Origin of the sequence: Bradyrhizobium guangdongense (genome assembly GCF_006483445.1) — a bacterium.
GTDB lineage: Bacteria > Pseudomonadota > Alphaproteobacteria > Rhizobiales > Xanthobacteraceae > Bradyrhizobium > Bradyrhizobium guangdongense_A.
The window spans coordinates 14,654-28,671 of record NZ_PPPT01000060.1; the positions used below are offsets into that span (position 1 = coordinate 14,654).

13 protein-coding genes are annotated in these 14,018 nt (G+C 63.9%); 4 read left to right on the plus strand and 9 right to left on the minus strand.

Going from position 1 to position 14,018, the window contains the following annotated elements; genetic code table 11:
* Positions 1-149 precede the first annotated feature (149 nt).
* From C2U70_RS08860 to C2U70_RS08875, 4 genes are read right to left on the minus strand one after another with little or no spacing between them, the layout of a single operon-like run.
* Complete coding sequence (locus tag C2U70_RS08860; RefSeq protein ID WP_140977621.1) at positions 150-596, minus strand: acyl-CoA thioesterase; 447 nt, start codon at positions 594-596, stop codon at positions 150-152.
* Positions 596-1,504, minus strand: a complete 909-nt coding sequence (locus C2U70_RS08865) for a fumarylacetoacetate hydrolase family protein (protein ID WP_140977622.1) — start codon at positions 1,502-1,504, stop codon at positions 596-598. Before C2U70_RS08865 ends, C2U70_RS08860 begins: the two co-directional genes overlap by 1 nt.
* 34 nt (positions 1,505-1,538) lie before the next feature.
* Positions 1,539-2,645 carry a cupin domain-containing protein gene (locus C2U70_RS08870; protein ID WP_140977623.1) on the minus strand — a complete coding sequence of 369 codons (1,107 nt, stop codon included), beginning with the start codon at positions 2,643-2,645 and terminating at the stop codon, positions 1,539-1,541.
* Positions 2,646-2,673: 28 nt separating this feature from the next.
* On the minus strand, positions 2,674-3,684 hold the full coding sequence (locus C2U70_RS08875; RefSeq protein WP_140977624.1) for a carbon-nitrogen hydrolase family protein: 1,011 nt from the start codon (positions 3,682-3,684) through the stop codon (positions 2,674-2,676).
* A gap of 127 nt (positions 3,685-3,811) precedes the next feature.
* Between C2U70_RS08875 and C2U70_RS08880 the strand changes: the two genes are divergently transcribed.
* The 4 genes from C2U70_RS08880 (at position 3,812) to C2U70_RS08895 (ending at position 8,571) form a co-directional block, all read left to right on the plus strand.
* Positions 3,812-5,971 (plus strand): indolepyruvate ferredoxin oxidoreductase subunit alpha, encoded by a 2,160-nt coding sequence (locus C2U70_RS08880; protein WP_140977625.1) that lies wholly within the window; start codon positions 3,812-3,814, stop codon positions 5,969-5,971.
* The gene (locus tag C2U70_RS08885; protein WP_140977626.1) at positions 5,968-7,530 is read left to right on the plus strand and encodes an indolepyruvate oxidoreductase subunit beta family protein; all 1,563 of its coding nucleotides are present in this window, start codon (positions 5,968-5,970) and stop codon (positions 7,528-7,530) included. The genes C2U70_RS08880 and C2U70_RS08885 overlap by 4 nt, the downstream gene beginning before the upstream one ends.
* Before the next feature lie 64 nt (positions 7,531-7,594).
* Positions 7,595-8,089, plus strand: coding sequence for a MarR family winged helix-turn-helix transcriptional regulator (locus tag C2U70_RS08890; RefSeq protein ID WP_140977627.1), 495 nt, complete (start codon positions 7,595-7,597; stop codon positions 8,087-8,089).
* Positions 8,089-8,571: a MarR family winged helix-turn-helix transcriptional regulator gene (locus tag C2U70_RS08895; protein WP_140977628.1), complete on the plus strand. Its 483-nt coding sequence runs from the start codon at positions 8,089-8,091 to the stop codon at positions 8,569-8,571. Before C2U70_RS08890 ends, C2U70_RS08895 begins: the two co-directional genes overlap by 1 nt.
* Here C2U70_RS08895 and C2U70_RS08900 read toward each other — a convergent pair.
* From C2U70_RS08900 to C2U70_RS08920, 5 genes are read right to left on the minus strand one after another with little or no spacing between them, the layout of a single operon-like run.
* The gene (locus C2U70_RS08900; protein WP_140977629.1) at positions 8,568-9,296 is read right to left on the minus strand and encodes an SDR family NAD(P)-dependent oxidoreductase; all 729 of its coding nucleotides are present in this window, start codon (positions 9,294-9,296) and stop codon (positions 8,568-8,570) included. The two genes, C2U70_RS08895 and C2U70_RS08900, sit on opposite strands and share 4 nt — an antisense overlap.
* Before the next feature lie 2 nt (positions 9,297-9,298).
* On the minus strand, positions 9,299-10,912 hold the full coding sequence (locus C2U70_RS08905; RefSeq protein WP_140977630.1) for an ATP-dependent acyl-CoA ligase: 1,614 nt from the start codon (positions 10,910-10,912) through the stop codon (positions 9,299-9,301).
* Between the two features lie 7 nt (positions 10,913-10,919).
* Positions 10,920-11,396 (minus strand): aromatic-ring-hydroxylating dioxygenase subunit beta, encoded by a 477-nt coding sequence (locus tag C2U70_RS08910; RefSeq protein ID WP_140977631.1) that lies wholly within the window; start codon positions 11,394-11,396, stop codon positions 10,920-10,922.
* The gene (locus C2U70_RS08915) at positions 11,393-12,733 is read right to left on the minus strand and encodes a Rieske 2Fe-2S domain-containing protein (protein WP_140977632.1); all 1,341 of its coding nucleotides are present in this window, start codon (positions 12,731-12,733) and stop codon (positions 11,393-11,395) included. Before C2U70_RS08915 ends, C2U70_RS08910 begins: the two co-directional genes overlap by 4 nt.
* Before the next feature lie 19 nt (positions 12,734-12,752).
* On the minus strand, positions 12,753-13,703 hold the full coding sequence (locus C2U70_RS08920; protein WP_140977633.1) for a PDR/VanB family oxidoreductase: 951 nt from the start codon (positions 13,701-13,703) through the stop codon (positions 12,753-12,755).
* Between the last annotated feature and the right edge of the window lie 315 nt (positions 13,704-14,018).

The window sequence follows — 14,018 nt, forward strand, 5'->3', positions numbered from 1 at the left end:
GCCCGGGCATAGCCGTCCGAAGGACGGCGTCGCTTCCGCTCGCCTATGCCCGGGCATCCACGTTCTTCGTGCGGAAGCAAAGGTCGTGGATGGCCGGGACAAGCCCGGCCATGACGATGTGGAAACATCTGCGGACAAGCTCTCCAGGGTCATATGCGATTGCCCTGCATCATCTCCGTCCCCTCCTCCACGTGCAGATGCGCAGTCAACGCTGCACGTACGTCGTCAGGCCAGGGGATGGCGTGGTGATCGACCAGCGACGTCGCAGCCAAAATCTGGCGGGCCTTCCAGCGCAGGCCGTCGCTACCAGAGACGACATGCGCCAGATGCAGCGAGGCGCGGCCGACCTTGCCGATGCGCAAGGTGAACGTCAGGCGATCGCCGAACAGCGATGGTTTTGAGAAATCGCAAGCGAGATGCACCGTCGGTGTGCCGATCTTGCGGACCGTGATCAGTTTTGGCCAGGGGAAGCCGATACCGGCCCAAAACTCCTCGACGACGCCGTTGAGGATATTGAGATAGGACGGAAAATACGCGATGCCCGAGGGATCGCAGTCCCCGAACCGCAACTCGCGATCGAACGAAAACTGCGTCATCAGATCGCGACAACCGGGTGGCGGATGACGCCGACGCCGTCGACGCCGGCTTCGACCACGTCGCCGGGCCACAGCCATTCCTGCGGGCTCATGCCGGCGCCGACGCCTTCGGGCGTGCCTGTTGCGATGATGTCGCCGGGCTCAAGCGTCATGCCGGAGGAGATGTCCGAGATCAGCACCGGGATATCGAAGATCATGTACTTGGTGTTGGAGTCCTGCTTCATGACGCCGTTCTTGGTCAGCCATAGCCGCAGATCGTGCGGATTGGGGATCTCGTCTGATGTCACGATGCAGGGGCCGAACGGCGCGTAGGTGTCCATGCCCTTGGAAAAGATCCACTGGCCGGCGCGGCGGTTGTCGCGCGCGGAGATGTCGATCATCACGGAGTAGCCGAACACGTGGTCCATCGCCTTGTCGGTCCCAATCCGGGTTGCGGTCTTGCCGATGATGACGGCGAGCTCGACCTCCCAGTCGAGCTGCTGCGTCATTTTTGCATTGTGCTGGATGGCGCCGCCGGGGCCGATCACCGAGGTCGGCGGTTTTGAGAACACCACCGGCTGTTTTGGCAGGTCCTTATCTGTGTCCAGACTCTTGGCTGATTCCGCGACATGGGCGCGGTAGTTCAGCCCGATGCCAAAGATGTTTTTGCGCGGGCGTGGAATCGGGGCCTGTAGCTTGACGTCCTCGACCGCGATGGCGGAGCCGGCGGGGAAGCGGCCATTGGCGTCCTCGAGTGCATCCCTCAGCGCCGGCAGCAGCGTCACGCTGTTGTCGATGAAGGACAGCATGTCGCTCGGCCATGTCACGCCGCTGGACGCGCCGAGGTGCTCGACATCGACGACGAGACCGTTGACCAGCGCGCCGAGGCGCGCACCGCTGGAGCCAAGAGTGTAGGTGACGAGGCGCATGGAAGCTTGATCCGACTCTTGTGGTTGAAGTGGGTTAGTTGGCGACCGGCTGGTGGCCGGCATTGTCGCCATAGGCCTCTTCCCGGTAGAGGCCGAGGCCTTCGATGACGGGAAGATCGTTGAAGCAGAACAGGCAGGCGTCATCGCTGTCAGAGAGATTGCCATGCTCGTGCCAGGCCCAGGACGGCACGCAGAAGATGTCGCGCTCCTGCCACTCGAAACGCTTGCCGCCGATCACGGAATAGCCGCGGCCCTTGGCAACCTGGTAGATGAAGCTGCCGGTGTGGCGATGCGACTTTGTCCGCTCGCCCGGCCGCAAAAGCTGCATGCTGGCGCCGATCGTCTGCATCACGTGGCCGCCGGTGATCGGGTTGACGTAGTTCATGAGGATGCCGTCATAGGGCGAGCCGTCGGTCGCGGCGCCGTATTTGCGTAAGGAGTCGTAGGTCGGCTCCCACTCATATTTGAACATCGGCGAATAGCCTTTCGACCATTTTGAGTCGGCCGGGCGCAGACCGGGGTTGCCCCAGGTCTTGGTCATGTCGTCGACGGGGTAGCCGGACGCTTCCTGCTGGAGTTTTGGATGCACGACGAAAAAGTTGGCCTCCAGCGCATTGACGAGGGGAATGTCGAGGCCGTCCTGCCAGATGCAGACCGAGCCGTTGGCCTCGACACCGTGCTCGTGCCAGGTGCCGTTCGGCGTCAACACGAAGTCGCGCGCGCCGAGCGTCATCTTGTGGCCGTCGACGATGGTGTAGGCGCCAGAACCTTCCATGATGAAGCGGAGCGCCGAGGCCGAATGCGCATGCGCGGTGGCGACCTCGCCGGGATGCATCACCTGCAAGCCGGAATAGAGCCAGCCCACGGCGGCCGAGACGTCGCGGCGGCCGGGGTTGTTGAGATAGATCACCCGGCGGCCCGCCTTCTCCGGCGAGACAAGTTCTACAGAGCGAAGCACATGCTCGCGCAGATCGTTGTAGCGCCAGAGCACGGGAACGGAGGCCGATTGCGGCGCCCATGGCTCGATCTTGTTGGCGACGGTCCAGAGCGCGCCAGCCTCGTATTTTTCGAGATCCTTGTAGTAGGCCTTGAGCTCGGGGGTGTCCTCGACATTGGCCCGGCCGATGATGTTCTCGCGCATCCTGTCCTCCGAAGTCCTATTCCAAGCCCTATTCCGATCTCAGTGGGATCGGCGCAAAACCCTGCTCCACGCCTTCACCGCCTGCGAGGTCGAGCGGCGCCAGGAGACGCCGGTTGACCCGCAAATCAAAGACGTCGAAGCGATTATAGTGGCCGACGATGTCGTGCATCTGTTTTGGCTGGATGCAGCGCTCGAGGTCGATGTCGGCGTAGACGATGCCCTCGTCGTCGATCAGGGCGTCCCCGACCACGCGGCCATCGGGTCCGATGATGCCGGAGAAGGCGCTGGACTTTCGCTGCAGCCGCGCGCGGGCGTCGGGCACCACAGCCTCCATCGCCCTGATGATCTCCTCCGACACGGTCGAGCAGGACACCACCGTAAAGATCTTGCCTTCAAAGGAATGGGCAATCGCGCGCAACTTGATCGCCTCCGCCATGTCGTAGTCCGGGGGCGCGACGGGAAGCGAGATGTAGCTTGCGACGTGCACCAGCTCGCCCTGCCCCAAGAGCGCAAAGCGCGCCAGCGTGTTGGTGTTCTCGCCGCAGGCCAGGCCTCCGAGACGCCCGATCTCGGTATCATAGACGCGCAGGCTCGAGCCGTCACCGCCGGTCCAGGTCAGCTTCTCGGCCCAGGTCGGCACCAGCTTGCGGTGCTTGCCCAGTATCGAACCGTCCGGACCGATGAACACAAGCGTGTTGTAGATCGCGCCCAGCGAGATCGGGCTGCGCTCATTGACGCCGAGCACGACATAGCAGGCGCAATCGCGCGCGGCCTTGCGGACGACATCCACCTCCGGCCCCGGCACCAGCACCGACGCCTTGGCGAGCTTCTCGAACCACGCACTGCCCGTGACGGGATCGGTGATCCAGTTCCAATAGGGATAGCCGGGAACAAAGACTTCAGGGAACGCGACCAGCCGCGCGCCGTGGTGTGCTGCTTCACGCACCAGTGAAGCGGCCTTGTCGGCGGTGGCGCTGGCGTCGAGATAGACTGGCGAGGCCTGGACGGCGGCGGCTTTAAAGCGCGGCAGCTTCAGCATTCGGCCCACCCCTGTCGCTTCCGTCATGGCCTTCAGCTGCAGCAGATATCCGCTAGACTGACCGCGGCCCCGGCGTTGACTTACTTCACATGTAAACGTATGCTAACGCATATTTCTGGAGGGTGCAATGGCCGAACGTTCCTTCGCGCGCGAAGTCGAGGATCTCCGCCTCGGCAACGGCGACACCTTCCGCGGCGAAGGCATCCTCGCCATCACAAAGGCGCTGCTGCAATCCGGCGTCGCCTATGTCGGCGGATACCAGGGTTCGCCGATCTCGCATCTCATGGACGTGCTCGCCGACGCCAAGGACGTGCTCGACGATCTCGGCGTCGTATTCCAGAGCTCGGCCAATGAAGCGGCGGCGGCCGCGATGCTGTCGGCCTCGGTGATGTATCCGCTGCGTGGCGCGGTGGCCTGGAAGTCGACCGTCGGCACCAATGTCGCCTCCGATGCGCTCGCGAACCTCGCCTCGGGCGGGGTCACCGGCGGCACCATGATCATCGTCGGCGAGGATTATGGCGAAGGCTCCTCGATCATGCAGGAGCGCACGCATGCGTTTGCGATGAAGTCGCAGATGTGGCTGCTCGACCCCCGGCCCGACCATGAATGCATCGTCAATCTGATCGAGAAAGGGTTTGAGCTCTCGGAATTCTCCAACACGCCCGTGATGCTGGAGGTGCGCGTCCGTGCCTGCCACATGCACGGCAGCTTTGCCTGCAAGGATAACGTCAAGCCGGCGCACACGATCAAGGATGCGCTCAACAATCCCATCCGCGACGTCAACCGCATCGTGCTGCCGCCGGCGGCTTATGAACACGAGCAGGAGAAGATCAAGACGCGGATGCCGGCGGCCGTTGGCTTCATCCGCGAGCACAAGCTCAATGAATGGATGGGGCCCAAGGACGGCAAGGTCGGCATCATCATGCAGGGCGGGATGTACAACAATGTCATCCGCGCGCTGCAATATCTGGGTCTGTCGGATGCGTATGCGAATACGCAGGTCGCCCTCTACATCATGAACGTCACCTACCCCGTGATCGATACCGAGGTCGCAGAATTCTGTGCCGGCAAGGACGCGGTGCTGATCGTCGAGGAAGGCCAGCCGGAATATCTGGAGCAGGCGATCAACACGGTCTTGCGGCGCAGGGACATCAATGCGCGCGTGCACGGCAAGGACGTGCTGCCGATGGGCGGCGACTACACCGCGCAGGTGTTGCTCAATGGCGTGCGCGAGTTTCTGGAGAAGACCGAGCCGCGGCTGCTCGGCAACCGGCCGCCCGCGCCGGACGCAACGCCGACGCTCAATCATCCCGCGGTCGAGAAGCTGAAGCAGGTCGTACCGGCGCGCCCGCCCGGGCTCTGCACCGGATGCCCGGAGCGGCCGATCTTCGCGGCCATGAAGCTCGTCGAGGAGGAGCTCGGGCAGCACCATGTGTCGGCCGACATCGGCTGCCATCTGTTCTCGATCCTGCCGCCGTTCAACATCGGCGCGACCACCATGGGCTTTGGCCTTGGCCCGGCCTCGACCTCCGCCTTCAACGTCAAGGCCGACAAGCGCTCGATCGCTGTGATGGGCGACGGCGGCTTCTGGCACAACGGGCTGACCAGCGGCATCGGCAACGCCGTCTTCAACAAGCATGACGGCGTGTTCGTGATCGTCGACAATTTCTACACCTCGGCGACCGGTGGCCAGGACATCCTGTCTTCGCGCGCCATCAACAAGCGGCGCGACACCAACAATTCGATCGTCAAGGCCGTGAAGGGCATCGGCGGCCAGTGGGTGCGGCAGCTCGACCGCACCTACGACGTCGGCAAGATGCGCGACACGCTGAAAGAAGCGCTGACGACCAGGGAGGAAGGTCCAAAGGTCATCGTCGCCTCGTCCGAATGCATGCTGAACAAGCAGCGCCGCGTCAAACCGCAGATCGCGAAGGCGATCAAGGATGGCACGCGGGTCGTCAAGGAGCGCTTTGGCGTCGACGAGGACGTCTGCACCGGCGATCACGCCTGCATCCGGCTCTCCGGTTGTCCGTCGCTGTCGGTGAAACAGCTCGACGATCCCCTGCGCGATGATCCCGTGGCGGCCATCGACAATTCCTGCGTCGGCTGCGGCAATTGCGGCGAGGTCGCCGAAGCCGCCGTGCTGTGCCCGTCGTTCTATCGTGCCGACGTGATTCATAACCCCACCGGCTGGGACAAGTTTCGGTCGAAGGTCGCGATGGCCGTGATCGGCTGGCTGCAGCGCCGGCGCGACCGCCGCCGTCCCGCGCTCGAGGCGCTGGCATGAGAGACGAGACCGTCAGACTGGCGCTGCCTGCCGCGGGCGACGCGACCGAGCGGCCGATCTCGATCGCGATCGTCGCGATGGGCGGCCAGGGCGGCGGCGTCCTGACCGACTGGATCGTGCAGCTCGCGGAGAACCATGGCTGGGTCGCGCAGTCGACCTCGGTGCCTGGCGTTGCGCAGCGCACCGGTGCGACGATCTACTACATCGAGGCGATGCCGCCGCTCGACGGCCGCAAGCCGATCCTGTCGCTGATGCCGACGCCCGGCGACGTCGACGTGGTGATGGCGGCGGAGTTCATGGAGGCTGGCCGCTCGATCCTGCGCGGCCTGGTGACGCCGGAGCGCACCACGCTGATTGCGTCCAACCACCGCTCCTTTGCGATCGGCGAGAAGATCGCGCCGGGCAACGGCATCGCCGACCAGGGCGCAGTGTCGGGCGCCATCGGCGTTGCCGCCAGGAACGAGATCATCTTCGATTTGAATGCGCTGGCGATAAAGCATGGCAGCGTGATCTCGGCCGCGATGTTCGGCGCGCTTGCCGCGGCCAGCGTGCTGCCGTTCAGCCGCGAGAGCTATCTCGACGTCATCAGAGCCGGGGAAAAGGGTGCGAGGGCGAGCATCGAGACGTTTGAGGCGGCTTTTGACCAGGTTCAGACAAAATCGTTTGGCGATGCAGCGCCTGCACCATCCAGGCCGGCGAAGGCCGTGCCCCCGCTCGTGGTTCCGGATGCCGACCTCGCAAGACTCATCGCGCGACTGAAGGATTTGCCGGAGCCTGCGGCCGCCATGGCGCGCGCGGGCCTGAAGAAGGTCGTCGATTTCCAGGACGTCGCCTATGGCGGCGAGTATCTCGATCTCCTCGGCAGGCTCTGCGCGGCCGATCGGAGCGCCGGCGGTGCGGGGAAGAGTTTTGCCTTCACGACAGCCGCGGCAAAATATCTTGCCAACGCGATGACCTATGACGACGTGATCCGCGTTGCCGACCTGAAGACGCGCGCGAGCCGCCGCTCGCGGATCGAGGACGAGCTGGAGCTGTCTGAGGGACAGGTGCTGCACACCACCGAATTCATGCATCCGCGCATGGAGGAGGTCATGGGCATGCTGCCGGCGGGCTTTGGCCGCTGGCTCGGCGCACGGCCGCGCCTGCTGGGCTTCCTCGACCGCCGGGTCAACCGGGGACGGCGGGTGAAGACCTATTCGCTGCCGTGGTTCCTGATGCTTTACGTGGTCGGCGGGATGCGCGGGATGCGCCGGCGCTCGCTGCGCCATGCGGTCGAGACCGCACACCGCGACGCATGGCTGAAGGCCGCGACGGAGGCCGTCAGCACCAACTACCAGCTCGGCGTCGAAATTTTGCAGTGCCGGCGGCTGGTGAAGGGCTATTCCGATACCCACAGCCGAGGGCTCTCCAAATTCGACAAAACGCTGGCCGCGATCAAGCTGGTCGAACGCCGCGACGATGCCGCCGACTGGGCCCGGCGCCTGCGCGAAGCCGCGCTGAAGGACGGTCCCGGCAAGGAGCTCGACGGGGTCATCCAGACCATCAAGACGTTTGCGTAGTGGAAGTCCTGCAATAACCGCCCCACCCTCTTGACGAAACGCCCTGTCCGCGATTGGTCATGCAATGCCTGCCGCACTCAAAGACAGCAACGTTCCCGTCCAGGGCCAAATCGAGACCCGGCTCTGGCTGCAATTGCTGTCGCTGCATGGCGAGCTGTTCGCCTCGCTGAACTCGGTGCTGAGCTTGGAGTTCGGGCTGTCACTGGCAAAGTTCGACGTGCTGGCGCAGCTCGATCGCTATCCCGACGGGCTCGCGCTCGGGCAATTGTCGCAGAACCTGAAAGTGTCTGGCGGTAACGTCTCCGGGCTGGTGCAGCGGCTTCTCGCCGACGACCTCATCAGCAAGGAGATGTCGAGCGAGGACCGCCGTTCCTTCATCGTGCGCCTGACGCCGAAGGGCGCGGCGCTGTTCCGGAAGGCGGCTGATGTCCACAAGAAGCATCTCAGCAAGCGGCTGGACAACATTCCCGCCCAGGAGCTGGACAGCGCGCTCAGCGTGCTGCGGTCCCTCTCCTCAAAGATCCGTACCGACAGCAAGAAGCAGAGTCGCAAAAGATAATGGCCAAGGAAATTAAGGGCAAATGGAAGTCCGGTCCGCCGCGGACCAAGGACCAGTTGCAGAGCTACATCCCCTATCTGTTCAACCGGCTCGCCAATCGCTGGAACCTCGACCAGAACCGCGACCTCGCCGAGCACAACATCAACAACGTCGTGTTCCGGACGCTGTCGGTGCTGTTCATCTACAAGACGCTGACGGTCAACGAGGTCGCCGTGCTCGCCGTCACGGAGCAGTCGACCGCGAGCCGCATGGTCGAATCCATGGTGTCGGCGGGCCTCGTCAAGCGCGAGATCGCGGAAGAAGACCAGCGCCGCCGCGTCGTGGCGCTGACGCCCGACGGCGAGGCGCTGCTGCGCAAGATATGGCCGATCATGGAGAAGAACTATGACCGGCTGACCGAGGGCATCGACCCCGACGAGATCGAAACCTGCGCGCGGGTGCTGGCCAAGATGGTGCAGAACATCAAGCAGAACCAGATTTAGGGGCCGAGGCCCACGAGGCTCGTGCCACCGCAGACATAGAGCACCTGGCCGGTGACGAAGTCAGAGCGCGGGTCGAGGAAGAATTCGATGGCGTGCGCGACGTCCTCGCGCGAGCCGAGCCGGCCGACGGGCACGTTGCGCGCCATCTGCTCCTGCCGCTCCGAGCCCTTTGGGATGATGCCCCAAAAATTGTCGGTGAGGATCGGCCCGGGCGCAACGACATTCACCGTGATGCCGCCGGAAGCGAGCTCGAGCGCCCAGGTGCGCGCCAGGCCGTGCACGCCGGCCTTGGTCGCCGAATAGGCTGAGCGCGTCACAGCCCCCATCGCCGCGCGGGACGAGACGAACACAATGCGGCCGAAGCGGCGCGACTTCATGCCGTCGAGCGCGGCCTGGGTCAGGATCATCGGCGCGCCCAGGTGCAATTGCGCAAGCGTCAAAATGTCTTCAGGCTTCGCATCGGGCAACAGGTTCGGCAGGATCACGCCGGCATTGTGCACGATGCGGTCGATCGCGTGCTCCTGACATATCTCTTCCGCGATCGCGCGGGTCTCGTCGATGCTGGTAAGATCGGCGCGATAGGCCGCGAGCAGATCGTGCGTCCAGGCCGGTTTCTCCAATCCGATCGAGACGACGCGCTGCCCCTTCTCGACCAGACGCTTGGCGAGGGCTTCACCGATGCCGGAGTTGCCGCCGGTGATGAGCGTTGTGGTGACGTCGCTCATGGTCAAACCTGCCGCTTCTTGAGATCTCGCAAATCGAAGAATGCGCCGTCGCGCATCAGTTTTGCGACAAACTCCTTCAGGCCGCCGCGCTGGATCTTTTCGGTTGCCGTCAGCGGCAGGCGGTCGACGAAGGCGATCCAGCCGGGCGCCTTGTAATAGGCCATCTGCTCCAGGCTCCAGCGCACGATGTCCTCGGCCAGCTTCTGATCCGCGCCGCCCTGCTCCGCAATAATGACGGCCACGACCTCGTCGCCGCGCACCTGATCGGGCGTCGCTGCGACCGCGGCCTGCCGAATGGCGGGATGGCGATTGAGGACGGACTCGACCTCGACCGCGGCGATGTTCTCGCCGGAGCGGCGGATGACGTTCTTCTTGCGGTCGACGAAATGGAGATCGCCGTCGGTATCGCGCGAGACGATGTCGCCGGTGTGCAGCCAGCCGCCGGCCCACGCCTCGGCGGTCGCCTCCGCGTTCTTCAGATACTCCCGGAAGAAGCCGTAGCGCGGGTTGGTGCCGGCGCGCCGGACCAGGAGCTCGCCCGGCATGTCCACCGCCGCTTCATTGCCGCTGTCATCGACGATACGAACATCCACCTCGGGAGCCGGACGGCCAAAGCACGCCGTGCCGATCTTGCGCGGCTCGACATTGGCCGCAATCACGCCGCCGCTTCCCGTTTCGGTCATCGCCCAGGCCTCGAGCAGCGGAAAGCCGAAGCGCTCTTCGAACGGTGCGTGCAGGAGCTTGTCGACGCCGGCGCCGAAGCCGAAGCGGACGGTGTGCGCGCGGTCCTGCTCTGACGCAGGCGCGCTCATCAGCATCGACGGCATGACGCCGAGATAATGCAGGCAGGTGGCGCGGCTATCGCGCACCGACTGCCACCAGGTGCGCGGGTGGAAGCGGTCGAGCATGGTCAGGCTGCCGCCGACCGAGATCATCGCCATCAGCGACACCGCCATCGCGTTCATGTGAAACAGCGGCAGCGGCGTGATCATGCGCTCGCAGTCCGGTTTCAGCCCGATCAGCCCGCCAGCGTCGCGATACCAGTTGCCGGAATGCAAGAAGTATTCGCTGGTGAGGACGCAGCCTTTGGGCTGTCCCGTCGTTCCCGAGGTATAGAGCAGCGCGCATTCGGTGGCGCTGTCGCCGACGATCGCCGGCCGCGCACCGCCGAAAGGAGCCGGCACGTCGTCCGTCTCCGTCACCACAGGAATCGGCCGGCCAGCCTGGCGGGCCGCGGTCGCCACCTCGTCACGCCGCTCGGCAAGGACGAAGGCAGCGTTCATCTCGGAATGGGCGATGATGTATTCGAGCTCGCTCATCCGCAAATCCGGATTGATCGGCACGACGGAGACGCCGAGCGCGTTGAGCGCGAACCAGAGCTCGATGAACTCAGGCCGGTTCTGGAGCAACAGTCCGACCCGGTGGCCCTCGCCGTAGCCGCATTTCGCGAATGCCGCCCGCCGCAGTTGAACGCGAGCGAGCATGGCGCCATATGAAATTTCTCCCGGCGCGATACCGTAGATTGCAGCCGTCTCCGGCAATACGTTGAAGAAGCCGGCTCCGCCCCGGCGCAGCGCTGTCGAATGAAAGCGGGCGAAAACTGTCGTCGCGGTCAAGGGTGGCTCACATGAAAAGCTGGATGTTGCCGAACGGCGCGTCGAAATTGACGAGATCGACGCGCTTGAGCTTGATCTTCAAGATATCGCCGACCTGCACGAGATCGTGCGATGCCCAACCCGAAAAACGCTCGAGCAGATCGCCGCGCGTTTCCGTGTAGATGTAGGACGTTTTTGCCTTGAAGAGTCCCGCCGCCGCGTCGCAAGCGACGATCTGCGGCGCCTGCAAGAGATGATGGCAGCGGCTCTTCGGCTTCTGGCTGAAGGTGCGCTCGCCGGCGAGACGCTCGACCCGCACCTTGAGCAGCAAGAGGTCCTCATACATCAGCGAGGGCTGCAGCACGGGATCCTGCTGCTGCCATTCCATCGGCATCCAGTAACGCCCTTCCGCGTGGAACAGATCGAGCCAGGCCTGCCACTGCATGGTATCGAGAAGCTCGGCCTCCCGGTAGATGAAGTCGATGATCTCCTTCTCCGTGATCATTCCGCGGCCTCGACCTGCTTGTCCATGTCCATGGTCATGAATTTTGCCCAGGCATGAAACTGGTTGCGCATCTGTCGCTCGGAGGTGCCGTTGATGACGGCGGTGGCGTCGGGCTCCTCGCCGGCCTCGTAGAGCCGCTGCAGATTGACCCATTGGTTGCCGTTGGACTTCAGCCCTTCCTGCGCGCGCTCGTACATTTCGAGATCGTCATGGCCGACGATCGAGGTCGGCGCGTTGATGAAGCGGTTATACATCAGCGCACGCTCGTAGAGCTTGTCGGGTGCACCGACCAGGCGATAGACCCAGCTCTCGACCAAAGTCTTGTCGACCGCGATCGGGATGAAGTTGCGCAAAATCTGCACCGCGCCCTTCACCATGATGTTGGGGAAGTAGACGGTGTTGTGCCGGACTTCGCCGAGGATCTCGTGGGCGCGATGCTCGCCATAGGCCGCGACCATCTGGCCGAGATAGCCGTCGATATCGGAATAGTTGGAATGGATCGAATTGGCGACGCCGGTATGGCCGTGGCCGTTCGGCCAGATCCTTATGCCGCTCTGCTCGTAGAATTCGTACGGGCTCATAAAGGGACCGTAGAGCTGCACCGCCATCGGCGTTTCCGTGGCATCGCCCTGCTCGCGCTTCCACACCTTCACGGCCGTGCCGGCCGAGCTCTCATGCGCGACCATGGGATGGCAGGTGTCGGTCTGGTTCTCGACCAGCATCTTCCAGTTGCAGGTGTGCATATAGCGGATCGGCGCCGCCATCACCGCGAGCTTCCCCTCCGGCGAGCGGTCGACCATGTTGTCGATGGTCGAGAGGCTCTCGCCGAAATAATCCTCGAAGGAGAGGCCGGTGTCGTTCAGCCGCGCAAAGATGAAATCGCGGTAGATCTTGACGTTCTTGATCCTCGACAGGCCTTCGTTGGCCTTTGCGTCGCCAAAACCGGTGTTCTCATAACCCTTCTTCAGGGGGATCGCGAGCAGCGAACCGTCGGTCTTGAACGACCAGGCGTGATAGGGACAGCGGAAGAATTTTCCGGTGTTGCCGCAGGGCTCCGACGCAATCTTCACGCCCTTGTGGGGGCAGCGATTATAGAAGACGTGGATCGAGCCGTCGTTGTGGCGGCTCGCCATGACAGGCTGGCGGCCGATGGTGGCGGTGATGAAATCCCCGGGCTTGGCAAGCTGGCTCGCGTGCCCGACATAGATCCAGCTATTCGGGAACAGATGCTCCATCTCGAGATCAAAGATCTCGGGATCGACATAGACGTCGCGGTGGACTTCGGTATTGCGCACCAGCGCTTCGATAGCGCCGGCATTCTGTCCGTATCTTGCCATGGCGTCCCTCGCCTCCCCCTTAGAGATCCAGCACCAGCCGTTCCGACTTCGCGCGCGACACGCAGATCTGCATGACCTTGTTGGATGCCTTCTCGTCGTCGCTGAGGATGACGTCGCGATGATCGGGCAGGCCTTCAATCACGCCGCACTGGCAGATGCCGCAATCGCCGCGCTGACAGTCGTAGAGAACGTCGAGCCCCGCCGCCTCCAGCGCCTGGATGATGCTCTGGCCGGCGGCAACGGTGACGACCCGCCCCGTCGATTTGAGCTCCACCTCGAACGGCTTGTCGGGCGAGGACGGCTGCTCGGCCTTGAACAGCTCGTAATGGATGTGATCGGCGGCGATGCCGCTCGCGAGCGCGCCCGCCTTCACCGCATCGATCATGCCGGCAGGGCCGCAGACATAGACGCGGGAGTCCGCAGGTGCGCCCTTGAGCGCGGTTGCGATGTCCAGTCGGGAGTCGTCGCTGTCGTAATGGATGTGCAGCGCGCCCGCACAGATCGCGCGCAGTTGCGGCAGGAACGCCAGCAAGCCTTCCGCGCGGCCGGCATAGTGGACGCGGTAGGGAATATCCTGGGCTTTCAGCTCCGCCGCCATCGACAGGATCGGCGTGATGCCGATGCCGCCGGCAAACAGCAGGGCCGGCGCGCGCCCCTCGTGCAGACGGAAATTGTTGACCGGGCCGGTCGCGGCGACGACGTCGCCGACCTTTAGCGCATGCATGAACTGGGAGCCGCCGGTACTCTGCTGCTCGCGCAGCACCCCGAGCGCCAGGGTGCCCGCAGGCAGATCCGGCAGGGCCATCAACGAGTAAGGCCGGTCGCCTCCGTTCGGCAGCGCCACGCGGATATGCGCGCCGGCCTGCCATGGCGGCACAGCTCCACCCTCCACGCCAAACACAAGGCTCCGAACGAACGGCGTCTCCGCAGCGACCGACTGCACCTTGAGTCTCAGCGGATGCGTGTCCATTCAGGCATCTCGAGTTATATGAATTTGCATATTTTTAGACATGTAATAATTCGTTGTCAATCGACCTTCGGGTGCAACGAGCGGGAGTTCGTAGGGTGGGCAAAGCTCCGCCACAGCTCGAAGAGCGAAGGCGGACGCGCGCCCACCTCTTTTGTCTCAATCGTGGCAAGTTGGTGGGCACGGCGCTTACGCGCCTTTGCCCACCCTACGGCACTGTGTCCGTGGAAAGACGCTGGATTGCTTCGCTGCGCTCGCAATGACGGAGGGTGAGCGCAGGCAGCGCGCTTCAACGGGATCTTGTAGCCCGGATGGAGC

Bases quoted from the DNA above. Each gene is read 5' to 3' on its own strand.
- C2U70_RS08860 (WP_140977621.1), bottom strand. From the start codon at position 596: ATGACGCAGTTTTCGTTCGATCGCGAGTTGCGGTTCGGGGACTGCGAT.
- C2U70_RS08865 (WP_140977622.1), bottom strand. From the start codon at position 1,504: ATGCGCCTCGTCACCTACACTCTTGGCTCCAGCGGTGCGCGCCTCGGC.
- C2U70_RS08870 (WP_140977623.1), bottom strand. From the start codon at position 2,645: ATGCGCGAGAACATCATCGGCCGGGCCAATGTCGAGGACACCCCCGAG.
- C2U70_RS08875 (WP_140977624.1), bottom strand. From the start codon at position 3,684: ATGCTGAAGCTGCCGCGCTTTAAAGCCGCCGCCGTCCAGGCCTCGCCA.
- C2U70_RS08880 (WP_140977625.1), top strand. From the start codon at position 3,812: ATGGCCGAACGTTCCTTCGCGCGCGAAGTCGAGGATCTCCGCCTCGGC.
- C2U70_RS08885 (WP_140977626.1), top strand. From the start codon at position 5,968: ATGAGAGACGAGACCGTCAGACTGGCGCTGCCTGCCGCGGGCGACGCG.
- C2U70_RS08890 (WP_140977627.1), top strand. From the start codon at position 7,595: ATGCCTGCCGCACTCAAAGACAGCAACGTTCCCGTCCAGGGCCAAATC.
- C2U70_RS08895 (WP_140977628.1), top strand. From the start codon at position 8,089: ATGGCCAAGGAAATTAAGGGCAAATGGAAGTCCGGTCCGCCGCGGACC.
- C2U70_RS08900 (WP_140977629.1), bottom strand. From the start codon at position 9,296: ATGAGCGACGTCACCACAACGCTCATCACCGGCGGCAACTCCGGCATC.
- C2U70_RS08910 (WP_140977631.1), bottom strand. From the start codon at position 11,396: ATGATCACGGAGAAGGAGATCATCGACTTCATCTACCGGGAGGCCGAG.
- C2U70_RS08915 (WP_140977632.1), bottom strand. From the start codon at position 12,733: ATGGCAAGATACGGACAGAATGCCGGCGCTATCGAAGCGCTGGTGCGC.
- C2U70_RS08920 (WP_140977633.1), bottom strand. From the start codon at position 13,703: ATGGACACGCATCCGCTGAGACTCAAGGTGCAGTCGGTCGCTGCGGAG.